At 66.0% G+C, this 15,140-nt stretch carries 11 protein-coding genes; 3 read left to right on the top strand and 8 right to left on the bottom strand.

Annotated features, from left to right (window positions below):
* Window positions 1-2 precede the first annotated feature (2 nt).
* The 5 genes from ACSR87_RS18015 to acs (ACSR87_RS17995) all read right to left on the bottom strand — a co-directional run bounded on the left by ACSR87_RS18015 (window position 3) and on the right by acs (ACSR87_RS17995) (window position 8,156).
* Window positions 3-1,652: a VC_2705 family sodium/solute symporter gene (locus ACSR87_RS18015; RefSeq protein ID WP_498531575.1), complete on the bottom strand. Its 1,650-nt coding sequence runs from the start codon at window positions 1,650-1,652 to the stop codon at window positions 3-5.
* Window positions 1,649-2,086, bottom strand: a complete 438-nt coding sequence (locus ACSR87_RS18010; protein ID WP_498531574.1) for a DUF4212 domain-containing protein — start codon at window positions 2,084-2,086, stop codon at window positions 1,649-1,651. Before ACSR87_RS18010 ends, ACSR87_RS18015 begins: the two co-directional genes overlap by 4 nt.
* A gap of 50 nt (window positions 2,087-2,136) precedes the next feature.
* Window positions 2,137-4,131 carry an acetate--CoA ligase gene (gene acs / locus ACSR87_RS18005; RefSeq protein WP_498531573.1) on the bottom strand — a complete coding sequence of 665 codons (1,995 nt, stop codon included), beginning with the start codon at window positions 4,129-4,131 and terminating at the stop codon, window positions 2,137-2,139.
* Between the two features lie 198 nt (window positions 4,132-4,329).
* The gene (locus tag ACSR87_RS18000; protein WP_498531572.1) at window positions 4,330-6,096 is read right to left on the bottom strand and encodes a bacterio-opsin activator domain-containing protein; all 1,767 of its coding nucleotides are present in this window, start codon (window positions 6,094-6,096) and stop codon (window positions 4,330-4,332) included.
* Between the two features lie 143 nt (window positions 6,097-6,239).
* Window positions 6,240-8,156, bottom strand: coding sequence for an acetate--CoA ligase (gene acs / locus ACSR87_RS17995; RefSeq protein WP_498531691.1), 1,917 nt, complete (start codon window positions 8,154-8,156; stop codon window positions 6,240-6,242).
* Window positions 8,157-8,300: 144 nt separating this feature from the next.
* On the opposite strand from acs (ACSR87_RS17995), the gene ACSR87_RS17990 reads away from it, so the two are divergent.
* Window positions 8,301-9,464 (top strand): pyridoxal phosphate-dependent aminotransferase, encoded by a 1,164-nt coding sequence (locus ACSR87_RS17990; RefSeq protein WP_498531571.1) that lies wholly within the window; start codon window positions 8,301-8,303, stop codon window positions 9,462-9,464.
* Window positions 9,465-9,501: 37 nt separating this feature from the next.
* On the opposite strand, the gene ACSR87_RS17985 is transcribed toward ACSR87_RS17990, so the two are convergent.
* A complete protein-coding gene (locus ACSR87_RS17985) occupies window positions 9,502-11,520 on the bottom strand; it encodes a sensor histidine kinase (RefSeq protein ID WP_498531690.1) in 2,019 nt (672 codons plus the stop codon).
* Window positions 11,521-11,668: 148 nt separating this feature from the next.
* On the opposite strand from ACSR87_RS17985, the gene ACSR87_RS17980 reads away from it, so the two are divergent.
* Both ACSR87_RS17980 and ACSR87_RS17975 read left to right on the top strand, forming a co-directional pair.
* Window positions 11,669-12,259, top strand: coding sequence for a TetR/AcrR family transcriptional regulator (locus tag ACSR87_RS17980; RefSeq protein WP_498531570.1), 591 nt, complete (start codon window positions 11,669-11,671; stop codon window positions 12,257-12,259).
* The gene (locus tag ACSR87_RS17975) at window positions 12,256-13,722 is read left to right on the top strand and encodes an MATE family efflux transporter (RefSeq protein ID WP_498531569.1); all 1,467 of its coding nucleotides are present in this window, start codon (window positions 12,256-12,258) and stop codon (window positions 13,720-13,722) included. The genes ACSR87_RS17980 and ACSR87_RS17975 overlap by 4 nt, the downstream gene beginning before the upstream one ends.
* Window positions 13,723-13,749: 27 nt before the next feature.
* Here ACSR87_RS17975 and ACSR87_RS17970 read toward each other — a convergent pair whose 3' ends face one another.
* Together ACSR87_RS17970 and ACSR87_RS17965 are read right to left on the bottom strand one after the other, a co-directional pair.
* Entirely contained in the window at window positions 13,750-14,820 is a 1,071-nt protein-coding gene (locus tag ACSR87_RS17970) for a proline racemase family protein (protein WP_498531568.1), read from the bottom strand.
* Window positions 14,817-15,140 (bottom strand): DUF8026 family protein, encoded by a 324-nt coding sequence (locus ACSR87_RS17965; RefSeq protein WP_498531689.1) that lies wholly within the window; start codon window positions 15,138-15,140, stop codon window positions 14,817-14,819. The genes ACSR87_RS17970 and ACSR87_RS17965 overlap by 4 nt, the downstream gene beginning before the upstream one ends.

Genomic DNA, 15,140 nt, shown 5'->3' with positions numbered 1-15,140 from the left:
GGTTAATCGTCCGCGGGGGACTGGCCCCCGTCGGCGCTCATGACGACGTCTTCTGCGGACTGTTGCTGACCCATCGGTTCGGGGCTGTGACACTGCCGGACCATCTTCTTGATTCGCTCGGGCGGTTCGTCAGTCGCCATCGAGACGGCGATAGTGACGACGAACACGAGCGGCGTGCCGACCAGCGCCGCGCCGATGGCCGGCACGAACTCGGCAAAGAGGTCGCTGAAGTGGAAGATGAGGTCGTTGACCACGGCGGCGACCCAGAGCGTGAGACCGACGCTCATGCCCGCGAGCGCGCCCTGACGGTTCGTGTTCTCCCACCAGAGACCGAGGAAGAACATCGGGAACAGCACGATGGCCGCAAGGGAGAACGCGAGCGCGACCAGTTCGCCGACGAGCGCCGGCGGGTCGAACGCGGTTACCGTCACGATGATGCCGAGCGCGACGATGGTCGCGCGACCGACGAACACCTGCTGACGCTGGGTCGCGTCGGGGTTGATGATGTTCGTGTAGATGTCGTGGGAAACGGCGGACGAGGCGGTGATGAACAGCCCCGCCGTCGTGGCGATGGCGGCGGCGATGCCGCCGGCGGCGACGAGGCCGACGAACCACGTCGGCAGGTTCGAAAGCTGCGCCGCGAGCACCACGATGAGGTCGCCCTCACCGCCGCTCATGCCGCCGTTGGCCGCGAACGTCGGGCCGTACTGGGAGGCGTCGTAGAGGTCGACGCCGAACGCCGCCAGCGCAGGGGCGCTCCAGTACAGGAGCAGGATGAAAAACAGCCCCCAGACGGTCGACTGCCGCGCCGTCTTCTCGTTTTCGACCGTGTAGAACCGCACTAACACGTGCGGGAGTCCGCAGGTTCCGAAGATGAGCGAGAACGCCGTGGCAATCCAGAGATAGAACCCCGCGTTGACGAACGGTTCGGAAAACTCGGTTGACAACTCACCGATAAGTTGGCCGTATTCGATGTGCGGGAGGACCGTCGAGTAGCCGCCGGTGAAGCCGACGACGTAGACGGCCGTCAGGAACGCGATGATGAGGATGACGTACTGGACGGCCATGTTCTTCGTCGCGCCCATCATGCCGGAGATGGTCAGATAGCCCACCGTAATCGCCATCATCACGATGACCATCGTGACGTAGTCGGTCCCGAAGACGTACAACCCGACGAGACCCATCCCGCGGGCCTGCCCGACCGAGTAGACGAACCCGATGAGGATGGTCGTCAGCGCGCCGATTGCCCGCGCCGTGTCGGAGTTGAATCGGTCGCCGACGAAGTCGGGTGCGGTGTACTTCCCGAACCGGCGCATCTGCGCGGCCAGGAAGATGAGCAGGACGAAGTAGCCGGCCGTCCAGCCGATGATGAACGCGAGCCCGTAGAAGCCCGAGAGGGCGACGAGCCCCGCTAACCCGAGGTACGACGCCGCAGACATCCAGTTCGCGCCGATTGCCATCCCGTTTTCGATGTTGCCAATCGACCGGCCGGCGACCCACATTCCCTCGGTGTCGGCGACCTTGAACACGTAGCCGATGGCGAGAAACAGGGTCAACATCCCGACGACCATGATAGCCGGCACGAGTTTGAACGAGATGTTGAGCGCCTCGGGGAGCAGGTCGCCCGACTGGAGGAACACGCTCGGCGTCATTCCACGCGCCCTCCGTCGGCGACGGCGGCCTCGCTCTCACTCGTCGAGCGCGTCTGCGAGGCGGTGTGGTCGATGCCGTAGCGCTCGTCGAGCTGGTCGCGCTTGCGGGAGTAGATGAACGCGAGCACGAGCGAACTCGTCGGTGACAACACGGCGACGAGGAAGTAATGCATCGGGAAGCCGATGACCGGAAGCCGTGCGGTCATCGTCGCCGGTGCGAAGTAGGTGAGCACCGGCGGTCCGAACGTGAGAAGCGCCCACGCGATGAAGCCGGTCCAGATTACTTTCAGGTGGTCTCGCATGAACGGGGTGCTCGGCTTCAGCAGGTTCACCTCCCGCGACAGGTAGTCTATCTCGTCGTGTCTCGGAGCCGTACTCCGGTCGGTGCTCGCGTCGTGTGAGTCAATCTCTGACTCGGTAGATTCGCGTGACATGGATTCGTGGTCTGGTGGTTACTCTCGATACGTCGGCCGACGAGGGCCGTTCAGTCGCCCCTCGCGCGGACCTTCGCCGCGATTTCCTCGACGATGTCGGGGTTCCGGAGCGTCGAGGTGTTCCCCAGTTCCGCGCCGTTCGCCACGTCTTCGAGCAGGCGACGCATGATTTTGCCCGAGCGCGTCTTCGGCAGTTCCGGCGTGAACACGACCTGTTCGGGTCTGGCGATGGGGCCGATGGCGTCCTCGACGCCCTCGATGATGCGCGAACGAAGGTCTTCGCCCTCCCCGTACCCGTCTTCGGTGATGACGTAGGCGTAGACCGCTTCGCCCTTCACCTCGTGGTTGCCGCCGACGACCGCGGCCTCCGCGACGCCCTCGACGCCGACGATGGCCGACTCGATTTCCATCGTCCCGAGGCGGTGGCCCGAGACGTTGATGACGTCGTCGACGCGGCCGAGGACGGTGATGTAGCCGTCGTCGTCCACTTTCGCGCCGTCTTCGGGGAAGTAGACCCAGTCGTCGGGGTCGTCGCTGTCGGTGTCGGAGTACTCCGCCCAGTATTCGGAGATGTAGCGCTCGTCGTTGTCATAGAGCGTCCGGAGCATCCCCGGCCACGGCTTGTTCACCGTGAGATAGCCCGCCCGGCCGGGTTCGACTTCGTCGCCGTCGGTGTCGACGATTTGGGCGTCGATGCCCGGCAGCGGCGGCCCGGCGGACCCGGGTTTCATGTTCTTGACGCCCGGGAGGGTCGTTATCATCATCCCGCCGGTCTCGGTCTGCCACCACGTATCTACCACCGGGCAGTTCTCGTTGCCGATGTGTTCGTAGTACCACTTCCACGCGCGCGGATTGATGGGCTCGCCCACGGTGCCGAGCAGGCGGAGACTCGATAGGTCGCGCGATTCGGGGTATTTGCTGCCCCACTTCATGAACGCGCGAATCGCCGTCGGAGCGGTGTAGAAGATATCGACCGCGTACTTCTCGACGAGTTCCCACATCCGGTCGCGGGTGGGGTAGTCGGGCGTCCCCTCGTACATCACCGTCGTCGAGCCGAGCGCGAGCGGCCCGTAGACGATGTAGGAGTGACCCGTAATCCAGCCGATATCGGCCGAACACCAGTAGGTGTCTTCCTTCTCGATGTCGAGGACTGCGTGGGAAGTCCACGTCGCGTAGGAGAGATAGCCGCCGGTGGTGTGTTTGACCCCCTTCGGCTGTCCCGTCGTGCCCGAGGTGTACATGAGGAACAGCATGTCCTCGGCGTCGCGCTCGACGGGGTCGACGCGCTCGCCGGCGTGCTCGTCGAGGAGGTCGTCCCAATCGTGCTGGTTGCCCTTCAGGTCGTGGTCGAAGCCGTCGTCACCCAGTCGGTCGACGACGACCGTGGCATCGACGCCGTGGTCGACGCCGTCGAGACCCTCGTTGGCCTTGTCGAGGTGGTCGAGCGGGTCGCCGCGGCGGTAGTAGCCGTCGCAGGTGACGAGGAACCGAGAGTCCGCGGCGTTCATCCGTGTCGCCAGCGCCTCGGCGGAGAATCCGGCGAAGACGACGTTGTGGGGCGCGCCGATGCGGGCGCAGGCCAGCATGGCGATGGGGAGTTCCGGAACCATCGGCATGTAAAGCGTGACCACGTCGTCTTCCTCGACGCCGAGGTCGCGCAGCGCCGCCGCGAACTCGTTGACCTCTCGGTAGAGGTCCTGATAGGTGTACGTCCGCGTCTCGCCGTGTTCGCCTTCCCACTTGATGGCGACCCGGTTCTTGTCCCCGTTTTCGACGTGGCGGTCCACGCAGTTGTAACAGGCGTTCAGTTCGCCGCCCGTGAACCACTCGTAGAACGGCGGGTTCGAATCGTCCAGCACCTCGTCGTACTGTTCGTCCCAGTCGAGCAGGTCGGCCGCGCGCTCCCAACACTCGGGCCAGTTCTCCTCGAACTCGTCGTAGATGTCGGCGTCCGAGACGTTCGCCTGCGCGACGAACTCCTCGGTGGGTTCGAACTCATCTTGTTCTGCCAGCCGTGCCTCCAGTTCAGCGTCACCCTGTGCCATAGTACGTGCTAACGAGTCTCGACAAAGGGCATAAGTAGGGTAACTAATTATCGAAAATTAACACCACGATTATACATAATGGGCTGTGAGCGCGTGTATAGGCTTCAGAGCCACAGATGAACGGTACACACTATTGTCTATAAATTTTGATAAGATATCAATTAATAACGGACGTTCGTGTGCTAATTCGTCGCACGCCTAAGGGTCTAGGGTCGAAGCGCGTTCGTCGGTGTCGTCGTCGAAGAACGCGGTCATGAGTTTCTGCTGTGCGGTTCGGAGGTGCTGGTGGAGCGTCGGCGACGAGATGTCTATCGAATCGGCGAGGTCTTCGGCGGTACTGCCGCGGGGCCACTCGAAATAGCCGGCGAGGTAGGCCGCCCGCAGGACGGACTCTTGCTTGTCGGTGAGTCGCGCCACGAGCGATGCCCGGAAGTCGGCGGTGTTTCGCGTGGGGCGCTCGACCTCCTGTTTCGCGACGAGTTCGGTGGCGGGATACGCGTCGGTCAGGTCGGATAGCACGTCTCGGAGCGGCGTTTCGTTCGAGAACTCGCCGACGAAACGGGCGACGCCGTCCTCCGCGACGAACCGCGAGACGGTGCCGTCGTAGGAGGTGAGCGTCGTAATCGTCGACCCCGCGGAGAGCGCGACTTCGAGGAGCGACTCCGTCCCTCGGTCGCGAATGAGGCGGATGTGCTCGACGGCGTCCGTCGTTTGCAACTCGTCGAACACCGCGTCCGTCGTCGCCTCTCGGACGGTGAGGAAACACAGCAACGACCGCTCTTCGATGGGGACGACGCCGCGGAGCCGAACCGAACAACCGAGGGTCGCGGAGAGTCGAACGAGCACATCCCGTTCGTCAGAGGATTCGAACTCCAGTTGGACGACTGTGTCGGCGAGGAGTAGCTTCCGACGCTCGGCGGCGGCGATTGCCTGTCCGACGTGGCGACCAAGCGTCACCAGTACGTCCGCCTCGGCGTCGGGAACCGCTTGGCCGTCGAGCGCGACGTAGAGCGCTCCATAGGCGGTGTCGCCGTGCGCCAGCGGAACGACCGCAATCGGCCCGGGTTCCGAGTTCGGGAGCGAGTCGGGACGCACCGTCTGCACGTCGCGGGTGTCGCACGCGCGTCGAGTGAAGTCGGTGCCGCGACCGGCGAGCGACCCCCGGACCGCTTCGAACGACATCTCGTCGAGACCGGCGGCGGTGCGCGACGTTCGCGCGTCGGTTTCGCCCGATTCAATCCAAGCGAAACGGTAGCGGTCTGAATCGGTGAGCCGGTCACAGACGGCCTGTTCGACCTCACTTCGCGTGTTCACCGCCGAGAGCGCCGACCCGACGCTTCGCGCGGCTTCGATGATCTGACGCGTTCGGTCGGGGTCGCCGCTGACGGCACGACCGCCGCCGTCCGCGGGGTCCGGCGAGAGCGCATCGAGCACCTCGTCTTCGCTCGGTTCACCGAGGAGCGGCGCGAGGGTCTCGAGACGGTCCCAGCCGCCGATTCGCATGACGACGCTCGGCGGGACGCCGTCGGCGAGCATCGTTCGGGCGAAGTGCCGTCGCAGGTCGCGAGTCGAAACCTCAGCCAGTTCCTCGCGGCCGGTCTCCTCGGCGGCGCGCGTGCCGACCGACGCCACGAGCATCTGGAGACGCCGCGGCGTGACCGGAAGCACTCGCTCCGTCTCGTCGATGCCGGTCGTCGTGACGTACTTCCGAACGTCGTGTTCGACCTCGCTCGGCAGATACGCCTCCCGTCCGTCGGTCGGGACGGCGAGGAAGTAGAGCTCCGTTCCCCCGTGTCGCCGCTGAGTCACGTGTGCGGGTTCGAACCGGCTCATCTCGGCCGGCGTGAGTCCGACTTCCGCGCCGAGACGAAGCACGAGGTCCTCGCGGTACGTCTCGGTCGCCCGTCGCAGTCGCTCGTACCCGTCCGCCGACAGCGGCGTCGGTTCGGAGTTTTCGTCCCGCATCCGTTTCGCAACACTGTCGATAAGCGAACTAAAGCTTCCGATGATAGCACAGAACCGACATGGTGAAAGCGACAATCAGCGTGGAAGTCGCTCCCGAACGATAGTCACTGCGTTTCGCTTAGAGAGAATTGCCCGAAACGTCATCAGCCGTCACGGACGATAGATTCGAGTTCACCGACGATTTCCGGGTTCTGGAGCGCGGACGTGTCGCCGAACTCCTCGCCGTTAGTGATGTTTTCGAGGAACCGGCGCATAATCTTCCCGGAGCGCGTCTTCGGGAGGTCGGGCGTGAAGACGACGGCGTCCGGCGTGGCAATCGGCCCGATGCGCTCGCGGACGTGTGCGGCGATTCGCTCGCGGAGGTCGTCGTCACCGGAGACGCCCGTCTCCAGCGTGACGTAGGCGTGGATGCCGCCCGCCTCGGCGTCGTCGACGCTGACGACGGCGGCTTCGACGACGCCCTCGACGCCGACGATGGCCGACTCGATTTCCATCGTCCCGAGGCGGTGGCCCGAGACGTTGATAACGTCGTCGACGCGGCCGAGGACGGTGATGTAGCCGTCGTCGTCCACTTTCGCGCCGTCGCCGGTGAAGTAGTGCCAGCCGTCCACGTCGAGTTTCGCCGCCTCCTCGCCCCAGCGGTGGCCGTGTCGCAGGGCGAGCGGCATCCCGGGCCACGGGCGCGTGAGAACGAGATAGCCGGCCTCGTCCACGGGGACCTCCTCGCCGCGGCCGTCGACGACCCGCGCGCCGACGCCGGGGAGCGGCGGTCCGGCTGAGCCGGGTTTCATCTTCTCGACGCCCGGCAGAGTCGTAATCATCATCCCGCCGGTCTCGGTCTGCCACCACGTATCGACGATGGGGCAGTTCCCGTTGCCGATGTGTTCGTAGTACCAGTGCCACGCCCGCGGGTCGATTGGTTCGCCGACGGTTCCGAGCAGGCGGAGGCTCGACAGGTCCCGCGACGCCGGGAGCGACGTGTCCCACTTCATGAACGAGCGAATCGCCGTCGGAGCCGTGTAGAACACGTCGACGGCGTTCTCCTCGATGAGGTCCCAGATGCGGTCTCGCTCCGGGTAGTTCGGCGTCCCCTCGTACATGACCGCCGTCGCCCCGAGTGCGAGCGGCCCGTAGACGACGTACGAGTGGCCGCTAATCCAGCCGATGTTCGCCGTGCAGAGATACGTGTCCTCGGGGGTGAGGTCCAACACCGTCTGCGACGTCCACGCGACGTGAGCGAGGTAGCCGCCGGTAACGTGTTCGACCCGCTTCGGTTCGCCCGTTGTTCCCGACGTGTGGATGAGAAACAGCACGTCGTCGGCGTCGCGTTCGACCGGGTCGACCGCCGCGCCGGCGTGGGCGTCGACCAGTTCGTCGTAGGTGTGCTGTCCCGCGCCGAGGTGTTCGGTCTCCCCGAGGTGCTCGACGACCACCATCTCTTCGAGGTCGTGGGCGGCCTTGAGACGGGCGTCGTCGGCCTTGCTCTTCAGGAAGATGGCGCTCCCTCTCCGGTAGTAGCCGTCGCAAGTGACGAGGAACGCCGAATCCGCGCTCTCCAGTCGCGTCGCGAGTGCGTCCGCCGACAGCCCCGCGAAGACGACGTTGTGGGGCGCGCCGATGCGGGCGCAGGCCAGCATGGCGATTGGCAGTTCCGGAATCATCGGCATGTAGAGCGTGACCACGTCGTCCTCCTCGACGCCCTGCGCGCGGAGCGCGGCCGCGAACTCGTTTACCTCGCGGTAGAGGTCCTGATACGTGTACGTCCGCGTCTCGCCGACGTGGCTCTCCCACTTGATGGCGACGCGGTTTTTCGCCCCGGCTTCGACGTGGCGGTCCACGCAGTTGTAACAGGCGTTCAGCGTCCCGCCGGCGAACCACTCGAACGGGGGTTCGTCGTCCGGAAGCACCGACTCGTACGGGTCGAACCAGTCGAGCGTCGCCGCCGCTCGGGCCCAGCAGTCGGGCCAGTTCTCCTCGAACTCGTCGTAGACCGAGTCGTCAGTGACGGTGGCCTGCTCGACGAACGACGACGGGGGTTCAATCTCCTCGTCTTCGGCCATCCTCGTTTCGAAGTCCGGCCCACGACGGTTCGACATACAGGAGGTACGTCGGCCTCATCGCATTAAAACGTTCGTCGGGGTGGGCGACCCGGCGCGTCGAGCGCGTCCGCCAAGCTTCTTGTGGCAGCCGGTCCCAGCCCACGTATGCCGACACCGTCCCCCTTTTCTCGACGCATCGGGAGCGAGCGCGTCGCGGGAACCCGCGAGTCCGTCATCCGAGAGATGACCCGCGAGGCGCACGAACACGACGCCATCAACCTCTCGCAGGGTATTCCCGACGAGGACGAGACGCCGGCGAGCGTGAAGGAGGCCGCCAAAGGGGCAATCGACACGTCGAGCCAGTACACCATCACCTGGGGGCTGCCGGAACTCCGCGAGTCGGTCTCGGAGCGCTACGCCGACTGGAAGGGCGTCCGCTACGACCCCGAAACGGAGGTCACAATCACCACGGGAACGAGCGAGGCGGTCGTCTCGACGCTCCTCGCGCTCTGCGACCCCGGCGACGGCGTCATCTACTTCGAGCCGACCTACGAGAGCTACATCCCGGCCGTCCAGTTCGCCGGGGGAGAGCCGATGCCGCTCGACATCACAGACGGTCTCGAACTCGACGCCGACGCGCTACGGGACGCCGCCGAGGACGCGTCCATGCTGATTCTCAACCACCCGCACAACCCGACGGGGAACGTCTTCTCGCCCGACGAACTCGAACTCGTCGCGGAAGTCGCCGAGGCGGAGGACCTCGTCGTCGTCACCGACGAGATATACGAGCACATCGTCTACGCCGACGACTACGTCAGCCCCGTCGAAATCGACGGCCTCGCCGGGCGGACCGTCGTCTGCACGGGGCTGTCGAAGACGTACTCCGTGACGGGGTGGCGCGTCGGGTTCGCGCTCGCGCCCGAACCGCTGTCGGCCGAGTTGCGGAAGGTCCACGACTACACGAGCATCTGCGCGCCGACGCCGTTCCAGCGGGCGGGCGTCGAGGCGCTGTCGCTCCCGGCGGACTACTACGACGACCTCTCGAAGTCCTACGAGCGCCGCGGCGAACTGTTGTACGACGGCCTCCGGGAGGTCGGCCTCGACCCCGTGAAACCGGACGGCGCGTACTACATGCTGACGCGCTACCCGGGCGACGACGACGACACCGAGTTCGCCCACAGACTCGTCCGCGAGGCCGGCGTCGCGGTCGTCCCCGGGAGCAGTTTCTACACCGAGGGCTCCGCCGACTGGGTCCGGTTTACGTTCTCCCGCAACGAGGCGACCATCGAGGAGGCGCTGCGGCGGCTCGACGAGAACCGCTTTTGGTAGCTCGGCGGCGGTCCAGTAGCGGCCAACTCAGCCGTCGTCAGGCGTCGTCGGACGACGCCGGACTCGGCTCCTGCGCCGAGTCCCCGGCGCGCTCGACGCCGCGAATCACGAACCGCGCGCCGGCGTCCGCAACGTCCTCGTAGCCGACCGACCAGCCGTGAGCGTCCGCGATGGTGCGGACGATGGCGAGGCCGAAGCCGGTGCCGTCGTCGGCCGTCGTGAATCCGGATTCGAAGAGCTTCGGGCGGTCAGCCGGCGGCACCCCGGGGCCGTCGTCCTCGACGTAGAAGCCCGCGTCGTCGTCGAGTCGGCCAACGGTGACGGTCACGCCGTCGCCGACGTGTTCGATGGAATTTCGAAACAGGTTCTCGAACAGCTGGAGCAGTCGGGTTTGGTCCGCGTCGAACGACACGCTCTCTTCGATATCGAGCGTCGCGGCCCCGGTTTCGACGTTCGTCCACGCCTCGGCCGCGACGGCGTCGAGCGAGACCGTCTCGTGTTCGTCGACCGTCCCGCCGCGGGCGAGCGCGAGCACGTCGGCGATGATTTCGCCCATCCGCTCGTGGGCCGACTCGATTCGCTCGACGTGGTCCGGGTCGGGGCGGTCGGCCTCCTTCACCAGTTCGAGGTAGCCCTCCGCCACGTTCAGCGGGTTCCGCAGGTCGTGGGAGACGATGTTGGCGAACGTTTCGAGCTGTTGTTCGTGCTTCAGTCGGTCGGTCACGTCCTGGGCGTTGACGACGACGCCGCCGACGACGGGGTCGTCGAGGAGGTTCCGACACCGGACGTCGAAGATGCGCCACCCGCGGGTCGAACTGCGGAACCGGAGTTCGGCGGTGGCGTCCTCGTCGGGACGCTGCAACGCCTCCCGAAACGTCTCGATGGCGGCGTCCTCGTCGTCGGGGTGGAGGAACCGCCGCAGCGACTGCACCTCGCTCGGGTCCTCGTCGGTCCCGAGCGTCTGGGCGGCCGAGTCGCTCAGATAGGTGACCGAGCCGTCGGCGTCGAGGACGAAGATGAGGTCGGAGGCGTTCTCCGTGAGCGCGCGGAACCACCGCTCGCGGACGCGGCGCTCGGTGATGTCGTGGAGGATGTGCAGGTGGCCGCGAACCGCGTCTCGACCGTCGGTCACGGCCGACCGGTCGACCTCGAAGTGCCGCGCCTCGCCGTTGTCGTCGACGACCCGCAGTTCCCCGCCGGATTCGAGCGCCTCGACGGTCTCCGGGTCGAACGCGTCGGCAACGGGCGAGCCGAGCGACGAGTGTGAAACGTCGAACAGCGCCCTCGCCGCCGGGTTGCTGTCGGCCAGCCTAGCCTTTCGGTCGACGACGATGACGGGGTCGGCCATCCGCTCGATGACGAGGTCGCGCGCGATTGGGCTGATGTCGAGGATGCGGTACCGCGAGAGCCCGACCGCGAGCAGCGACGACGTGACGGCGAACGAGACGGCGATGGGGTTGGCGGGCATAAATGGTCGCAGGAGATAAACGGCGCCGACGACGGCGGGCGTGAGGATTGCGACGAACAGGACGAGCGCCTGTTTCCGGTATATCTGTCGGCTCCGGAGGCAGTGGATACCGAGGACGACGAGCGCGGCCCCGATGGCGACGTAGCTGTAGACCACGTCGGCCCAGAACAGCGGCCCGGGAACGACCTCGGTCGCGGTGATTCCGCCGACGGTCGCAAACGACAGCGACTCCCACAAGAGCGCGTGGACGCCGAGGGCGTTCGTCGTCACTCCCGTGATGGTCAACACGGGCCACACGGCGAGCAGCGCGGCGGTCCGCCGCGAGACCCACCGCTCGTAGCCCGCGATTTCGAGGGCGAAAAGCAGGGTGAAAAACACCGACGATTCCGCGGGAACCGACTCCAAAACGAACCACAGGAGCCGGGTGAACGGCGAGTCAGCGAGGAGGAAAAGCGCCTCGAAAAGCGACCAACAGCCGGCGCTGACCGTGAGGGCGATGAACCACCTACCGCTCGGTTCGTCTCGGTATCGCCACCCGTAGCTCGCGACGCCGGCGGATATCGCGGCCGCGAGGAAAAGCGCACCCACGTACGGTGACAACGAGAAGGTCACTACTACGTCGGTAGCCGACTCGGCTACTTAGAGACACCGGCAGCCGGACGACTGTGGGGTTCTCTGACGGGGAGATTCGCGGTCCAAAGCCTCTTAACTGACCGGTTAGTAAGCCCGACAGAAGATGGACGCAGAGACCAGAGCCGAGATACTCGAAGCGACCAATCGGGCGCTCTGCGAACACGGGTACGCCGGCCTCACGGTACAGCGAATCGCGGACGAGGCGTCGGTGACGAGCGCCGCGATTCACTACCATTTCGACACGAAAGAGGAGCTTTTGAACGCGTTTCTCGACGACTTAATCGGGCGGTTCGAGTCGGAGCTGTCGTGTGAGTCGGCCGACCCGCAGACGCGTCTGGACACGGTTCTCGACGCGGTGTTCAGCCGGAAGAACCCCGGAGCGGACGGCTTTCCCGTGGCGGTCATGGAACTGAAGGCCCAAGCGCCCTACCACGAACTGTTCCGCGAGCGCTTCCTCGACTTCGACGGCGTGATGCGGGAGGTCGTCGCAGACATCGTCCGCGACGGCGTCGCCGGCGGAGAGTTCGACGAGACCGACCCCGAGGAGATTGCGCGGCTCATCACGACCATGAGTAACGGCGCGCATGCCCGCGTCGTCGCGCTCGACGAACACCCCGCCGAGACCCGACGAATCGTCGAGGACGCCCTCGAACTCCACCTCGGCTGGCGGCCGGACGCGAGGGTGGACGAATGAGTCTGTTCAAGGGGCAAGACGAGCTCAACCTCACCGAGGGCGGCATCATCAAGCCGCTTCTCTATCTGTCGCTGCCCATCGTCGTCACGAACCTCCTCCAGACGGCGTACAACCTCGCGGACACGTTCTGGCTCGGCCAGTACTCGACGGAGGCGCTGGCCGCCATCTCGTTCGCCTTCCCGATGGTGTTTCTCCTCATCTCGCTCGGGATGGGGCTGTCCGTCGCCGGGAGCGTCCTCGTCGCCCAGCACACCGGGGCCGAGGAGACGGACAAAGCCGAGTACGCGGCCTCACAGACCGTCACGTTTGCGTTCCTCGGCTCCGCGATGCTCGGCGCGTTCGGCTACCCGCTCGTCCGACCGTTCCTCGATTTCCTCGGGGCCTCGCCGGACGTGTTGCCGGGCGCGACGGCCTACATGCAGGTCATCGCGCTTGGCCTGCCGTTCATGTTCGGCTTCTTCGTGTTCATCTCGCTGATGCGCGGGGCGGGCGACACCATCACGCCGATGCTCGTGATGTTCGGGACCGTCGTCCTCAACGTCGTCCTCGACCCGTTTTTCATCAACGGATGGGCGCTCGGGCCGATACAGTTCCCCCGACTCGGGATTCAGGGCGCGGCCATCGCCACCGTCATCTCGCGAGTCCTCGCGATGGTCGTCGGCGTCGCCATCATGGTGTCGGGGTCCAGAGGCATCCAAATCCACCTCACTGACATGCGCCCGGACTTCCGATATCTGCGGAAGATTCTCCGCATCGGCATCCCCGCCAGTGTCGAGGGGACGGGTCGCGCGCTCTCCATCAACGCGCTTCTCATCGTCGTCGGGCTGTTTTCGACCTCAGTCGTCGCGGCGTTCGGTATCGGGACCCGCGTGTTCTCGGTCATCTTCCTCCCGGCTATCGCCGTCGCCCGCGGCGTCGAGACGATGTCCGGCCAGAACATCGGCGCGGGGAAGTACGACCGCGCGGAGCAGGCGAACTACGTCGCCGCCAAGGGGCTGTTTTTCGTCCTCGGCCTGCTCGGCGTCGCCATCTTCTTCGTTCCCGAACCCATCGTCTCGGTGTTCACCACCAACGCCGAGGTGCTCGACGTGGGCGCGGAGTTCCTGCGATACGTCTCGCTGTCGTTCGGCTTCATCGGCATCATGCGGGCGTTCACCGGCGGCTTCCGCGGCGCGGGCAAGACCCTCATCGCCGCGGTGATTTCGGTCGTCACGCTCGCCGGCATCCGGCTTCCGGTCGCCTTCGTCGCGTCGCAAGGGCTCCTGCCGACCGACTTCTGGTTCCTCGGGAGCACCGACGTTCGGGGCATCTGGATCGCCTTTTTCGTCTCGAACGTCGTGGGCGCGGCCATCGCGTGGCTCTGGTTCCGCCGGGGAACCTGGCGCGAGGGCGACGTGCGCGGGACGCCCACCGGCGGCGAGTTGGAGAACGACGACGTGGAGCTATCGAGCGGGATGGACTAACGAAGAAGAACGGTCCGGCCGAACCCGCTACTCGGCCGAGATACTGAACCCGGAAAGCGAGTCCTTCGCGTCCTTGACGAACGTGTGTTTTCCCGTGATTCGGGCCGACCCGGTGATGCGCGGCGTCGTCAGCGTCACGCCGTCGCGTTCGTCGGCCGCGATGAGTCTGCCTTCGAAGCGCGTGCCGACGATGCTCTCGTGGATGTACGACTCGCCGATGTCGAGCGCGCCCGCGTCGTGGAGGAGCGCCATCTTCGCGCACGTCCCGGTCCCACAGGGCGAGCGGTCGACCTGTCCCTCACCGAAGACGACGATGCTCCGGTCAACCTCGTCAGGCGTGCCGTATATCTCGGTAATCGAGACCGACCCCTCCTCGCCGGTGAGCGGGTGGACGATATCGAGGCGTTCGTTGACGGCGTCGCGGATTTCGAGGCCCCAATCGACGAACGTCGCCGCGTGCCGCGGTTCGACGGGCAGGCCGAGTTGGTCGCTGTCGACCAGCGCGAAGAAGTTGCCCGCGTAGACGACGTCGACGCGGAGCGGCGAGTCGAGAAACGAGACCGAGACGGTCGCCTCGTCGTAGACGAACGACCGGACGTTCTCTATCGTGACGCGCTCGACGCCGCCGTCGGACGCGTATTCGGGCGTCGCCTCGACGAGTCCGGCCGGCGTCTCGACGCGGACGGTCTCGCGTCGGTCGAGTCGGCCCAGTTCGAGGAGCGCGGAGACGACGCCGATGGTCCCGTGGCCGCACATATCGAGGTAGCCTCGACTGTCCATGAAGAAGACGCCCACGTCCGCGTCGGGGTGGTCGGCATCGACGACGACGGCCCCGAACATGTCGTCGTGGCCGCGGGGCTCTCGCATCAGCAGGTCGCGCACCCAGTCGTGGGTCTCGGCGAACGAGTCCCGGCGCTCCCGAACTGAATCGCCCGCGAGCGCCGAGCGGTCGATGCCGTCGACGACGATGCGAGTCGGCTCGCCTTCGGTGTGCGTGTCGATGGTCGTAAACGACGCGTCCGTGGTGAGGTCGTCGAACGCGAGGTCGTCGCGCTCGCGGACGGAATCGGTGTCAGCGTCGGCGTCGCGCCCGTTCATTCGTCCACCAGTTCGAGCCGGGCGATTTCCTCGTCGGACCAGTCGTAGTGCGGCTCGTCTATCCCCCGAAGCGACCGCACACATTCGTTGTAGCGGCGACGGGCAATCGGCGCGTAGGGGTCGTCGGGGTTCGCGCGAATCCACTCGCGGAGGTCGGAAAGCGCCCGCGGCGAGTAGCTATCGATGTCGCCCTGTTCCCGTAAGAGCGCGAGTTTGCGCTCCTCGGTGCGGAGCGACCTGACGAGGACCGCGGCCGCGACGCCGGGCAACAGGAGGAGCGAAACGAGCATCGAGACCCACGTGAGCGTCGAAAGCGCCAT

The sequence above is a fragment of the Haloferax sp. SDI50 genome, from assembly GCF_059802635.1.
This window is presented reverse-complemented; position numbering and strand designations above follow the sequence as displayed.

What these genes read in the sequence shown, in the direction of transcription:
- ACSR87_RS18015 (WP_498531575.1), bottom strand. Translation starts at nt 1,652, where the DNA reads ATGACGCCGAGCGTGTTCCTCCAGTCGGGCGACCTGCTCCCCGAGGCG.
- ACSR87_RS18010 (WP_498531574.1), bottom strand. Translation starts at nt 2,086, where the DNA reads ATGTCACGCGAATCTACCGAGTCAGAGATTGACTCACACGACGCGAGC.
- acs (WP_498531573.1), bottom strand. Translation starts at nt 4,131, where the DNA reads ATGGCACAGGGTGACGCTGAACTGGAGGCACGGCTGGCAGAACAAGAT.
- ACSR87_RS17980 (WP_498531570.1), top strand. Translation starts at nt 11,669, where the DNA reads ATGGACGCAGAGACCAGAGCCGAGATACTCGAAGCGACCAATCGGGCG.
- ACSR87_RS17970 (WP_498531568.1), bottom strand. Translation starts at nt 14,820, where the DNA reads ATGAACGGGCGCGACGCCGACGCTGACACCGATTCCGTCCGCGAGCGC.
- ACSR87_RS17975 (WP_498531569.1), top strand. Translation starts at nt 12,256, where the DNA reads ATGAGTCTGTTCAAGGGGCAAGACGAGCTCAACCTCACCGAGGGCGGC.
- acs (WP_498531691.1), bottom strand. Translation starts at nt 8,156, where the DNA reads ATGGCCGAAGACGAGGAGATTGAACCCCCGTCGTCGTTCGTCGAGCAG.
- ACSR87_RS17965 (WP_498531689.1), bottom strand. Translation starts at nt 15,140, where the DNA reads ATGGCGCTTTCGACGCTCACGTGGGTCTCGATGCTCGTTTCGCTCCTC.
- ACSR87_RS18000 (WP_498531572.1), bottom strand. Translation starts at nt 6,096, where the DNA reads ATGCGGGACGAAAACTCCGAACCGACGCCGCTGTCGGCGGACGGGTAC.
- ACSR87_RS17990 (WP_498531571.1), top strand. Translation starts at nt 8,301, where the DNA reads ATGCCGACACCGTCCCCCTTTTCTCGACGCATCGGGAGCGAGCGCGTC.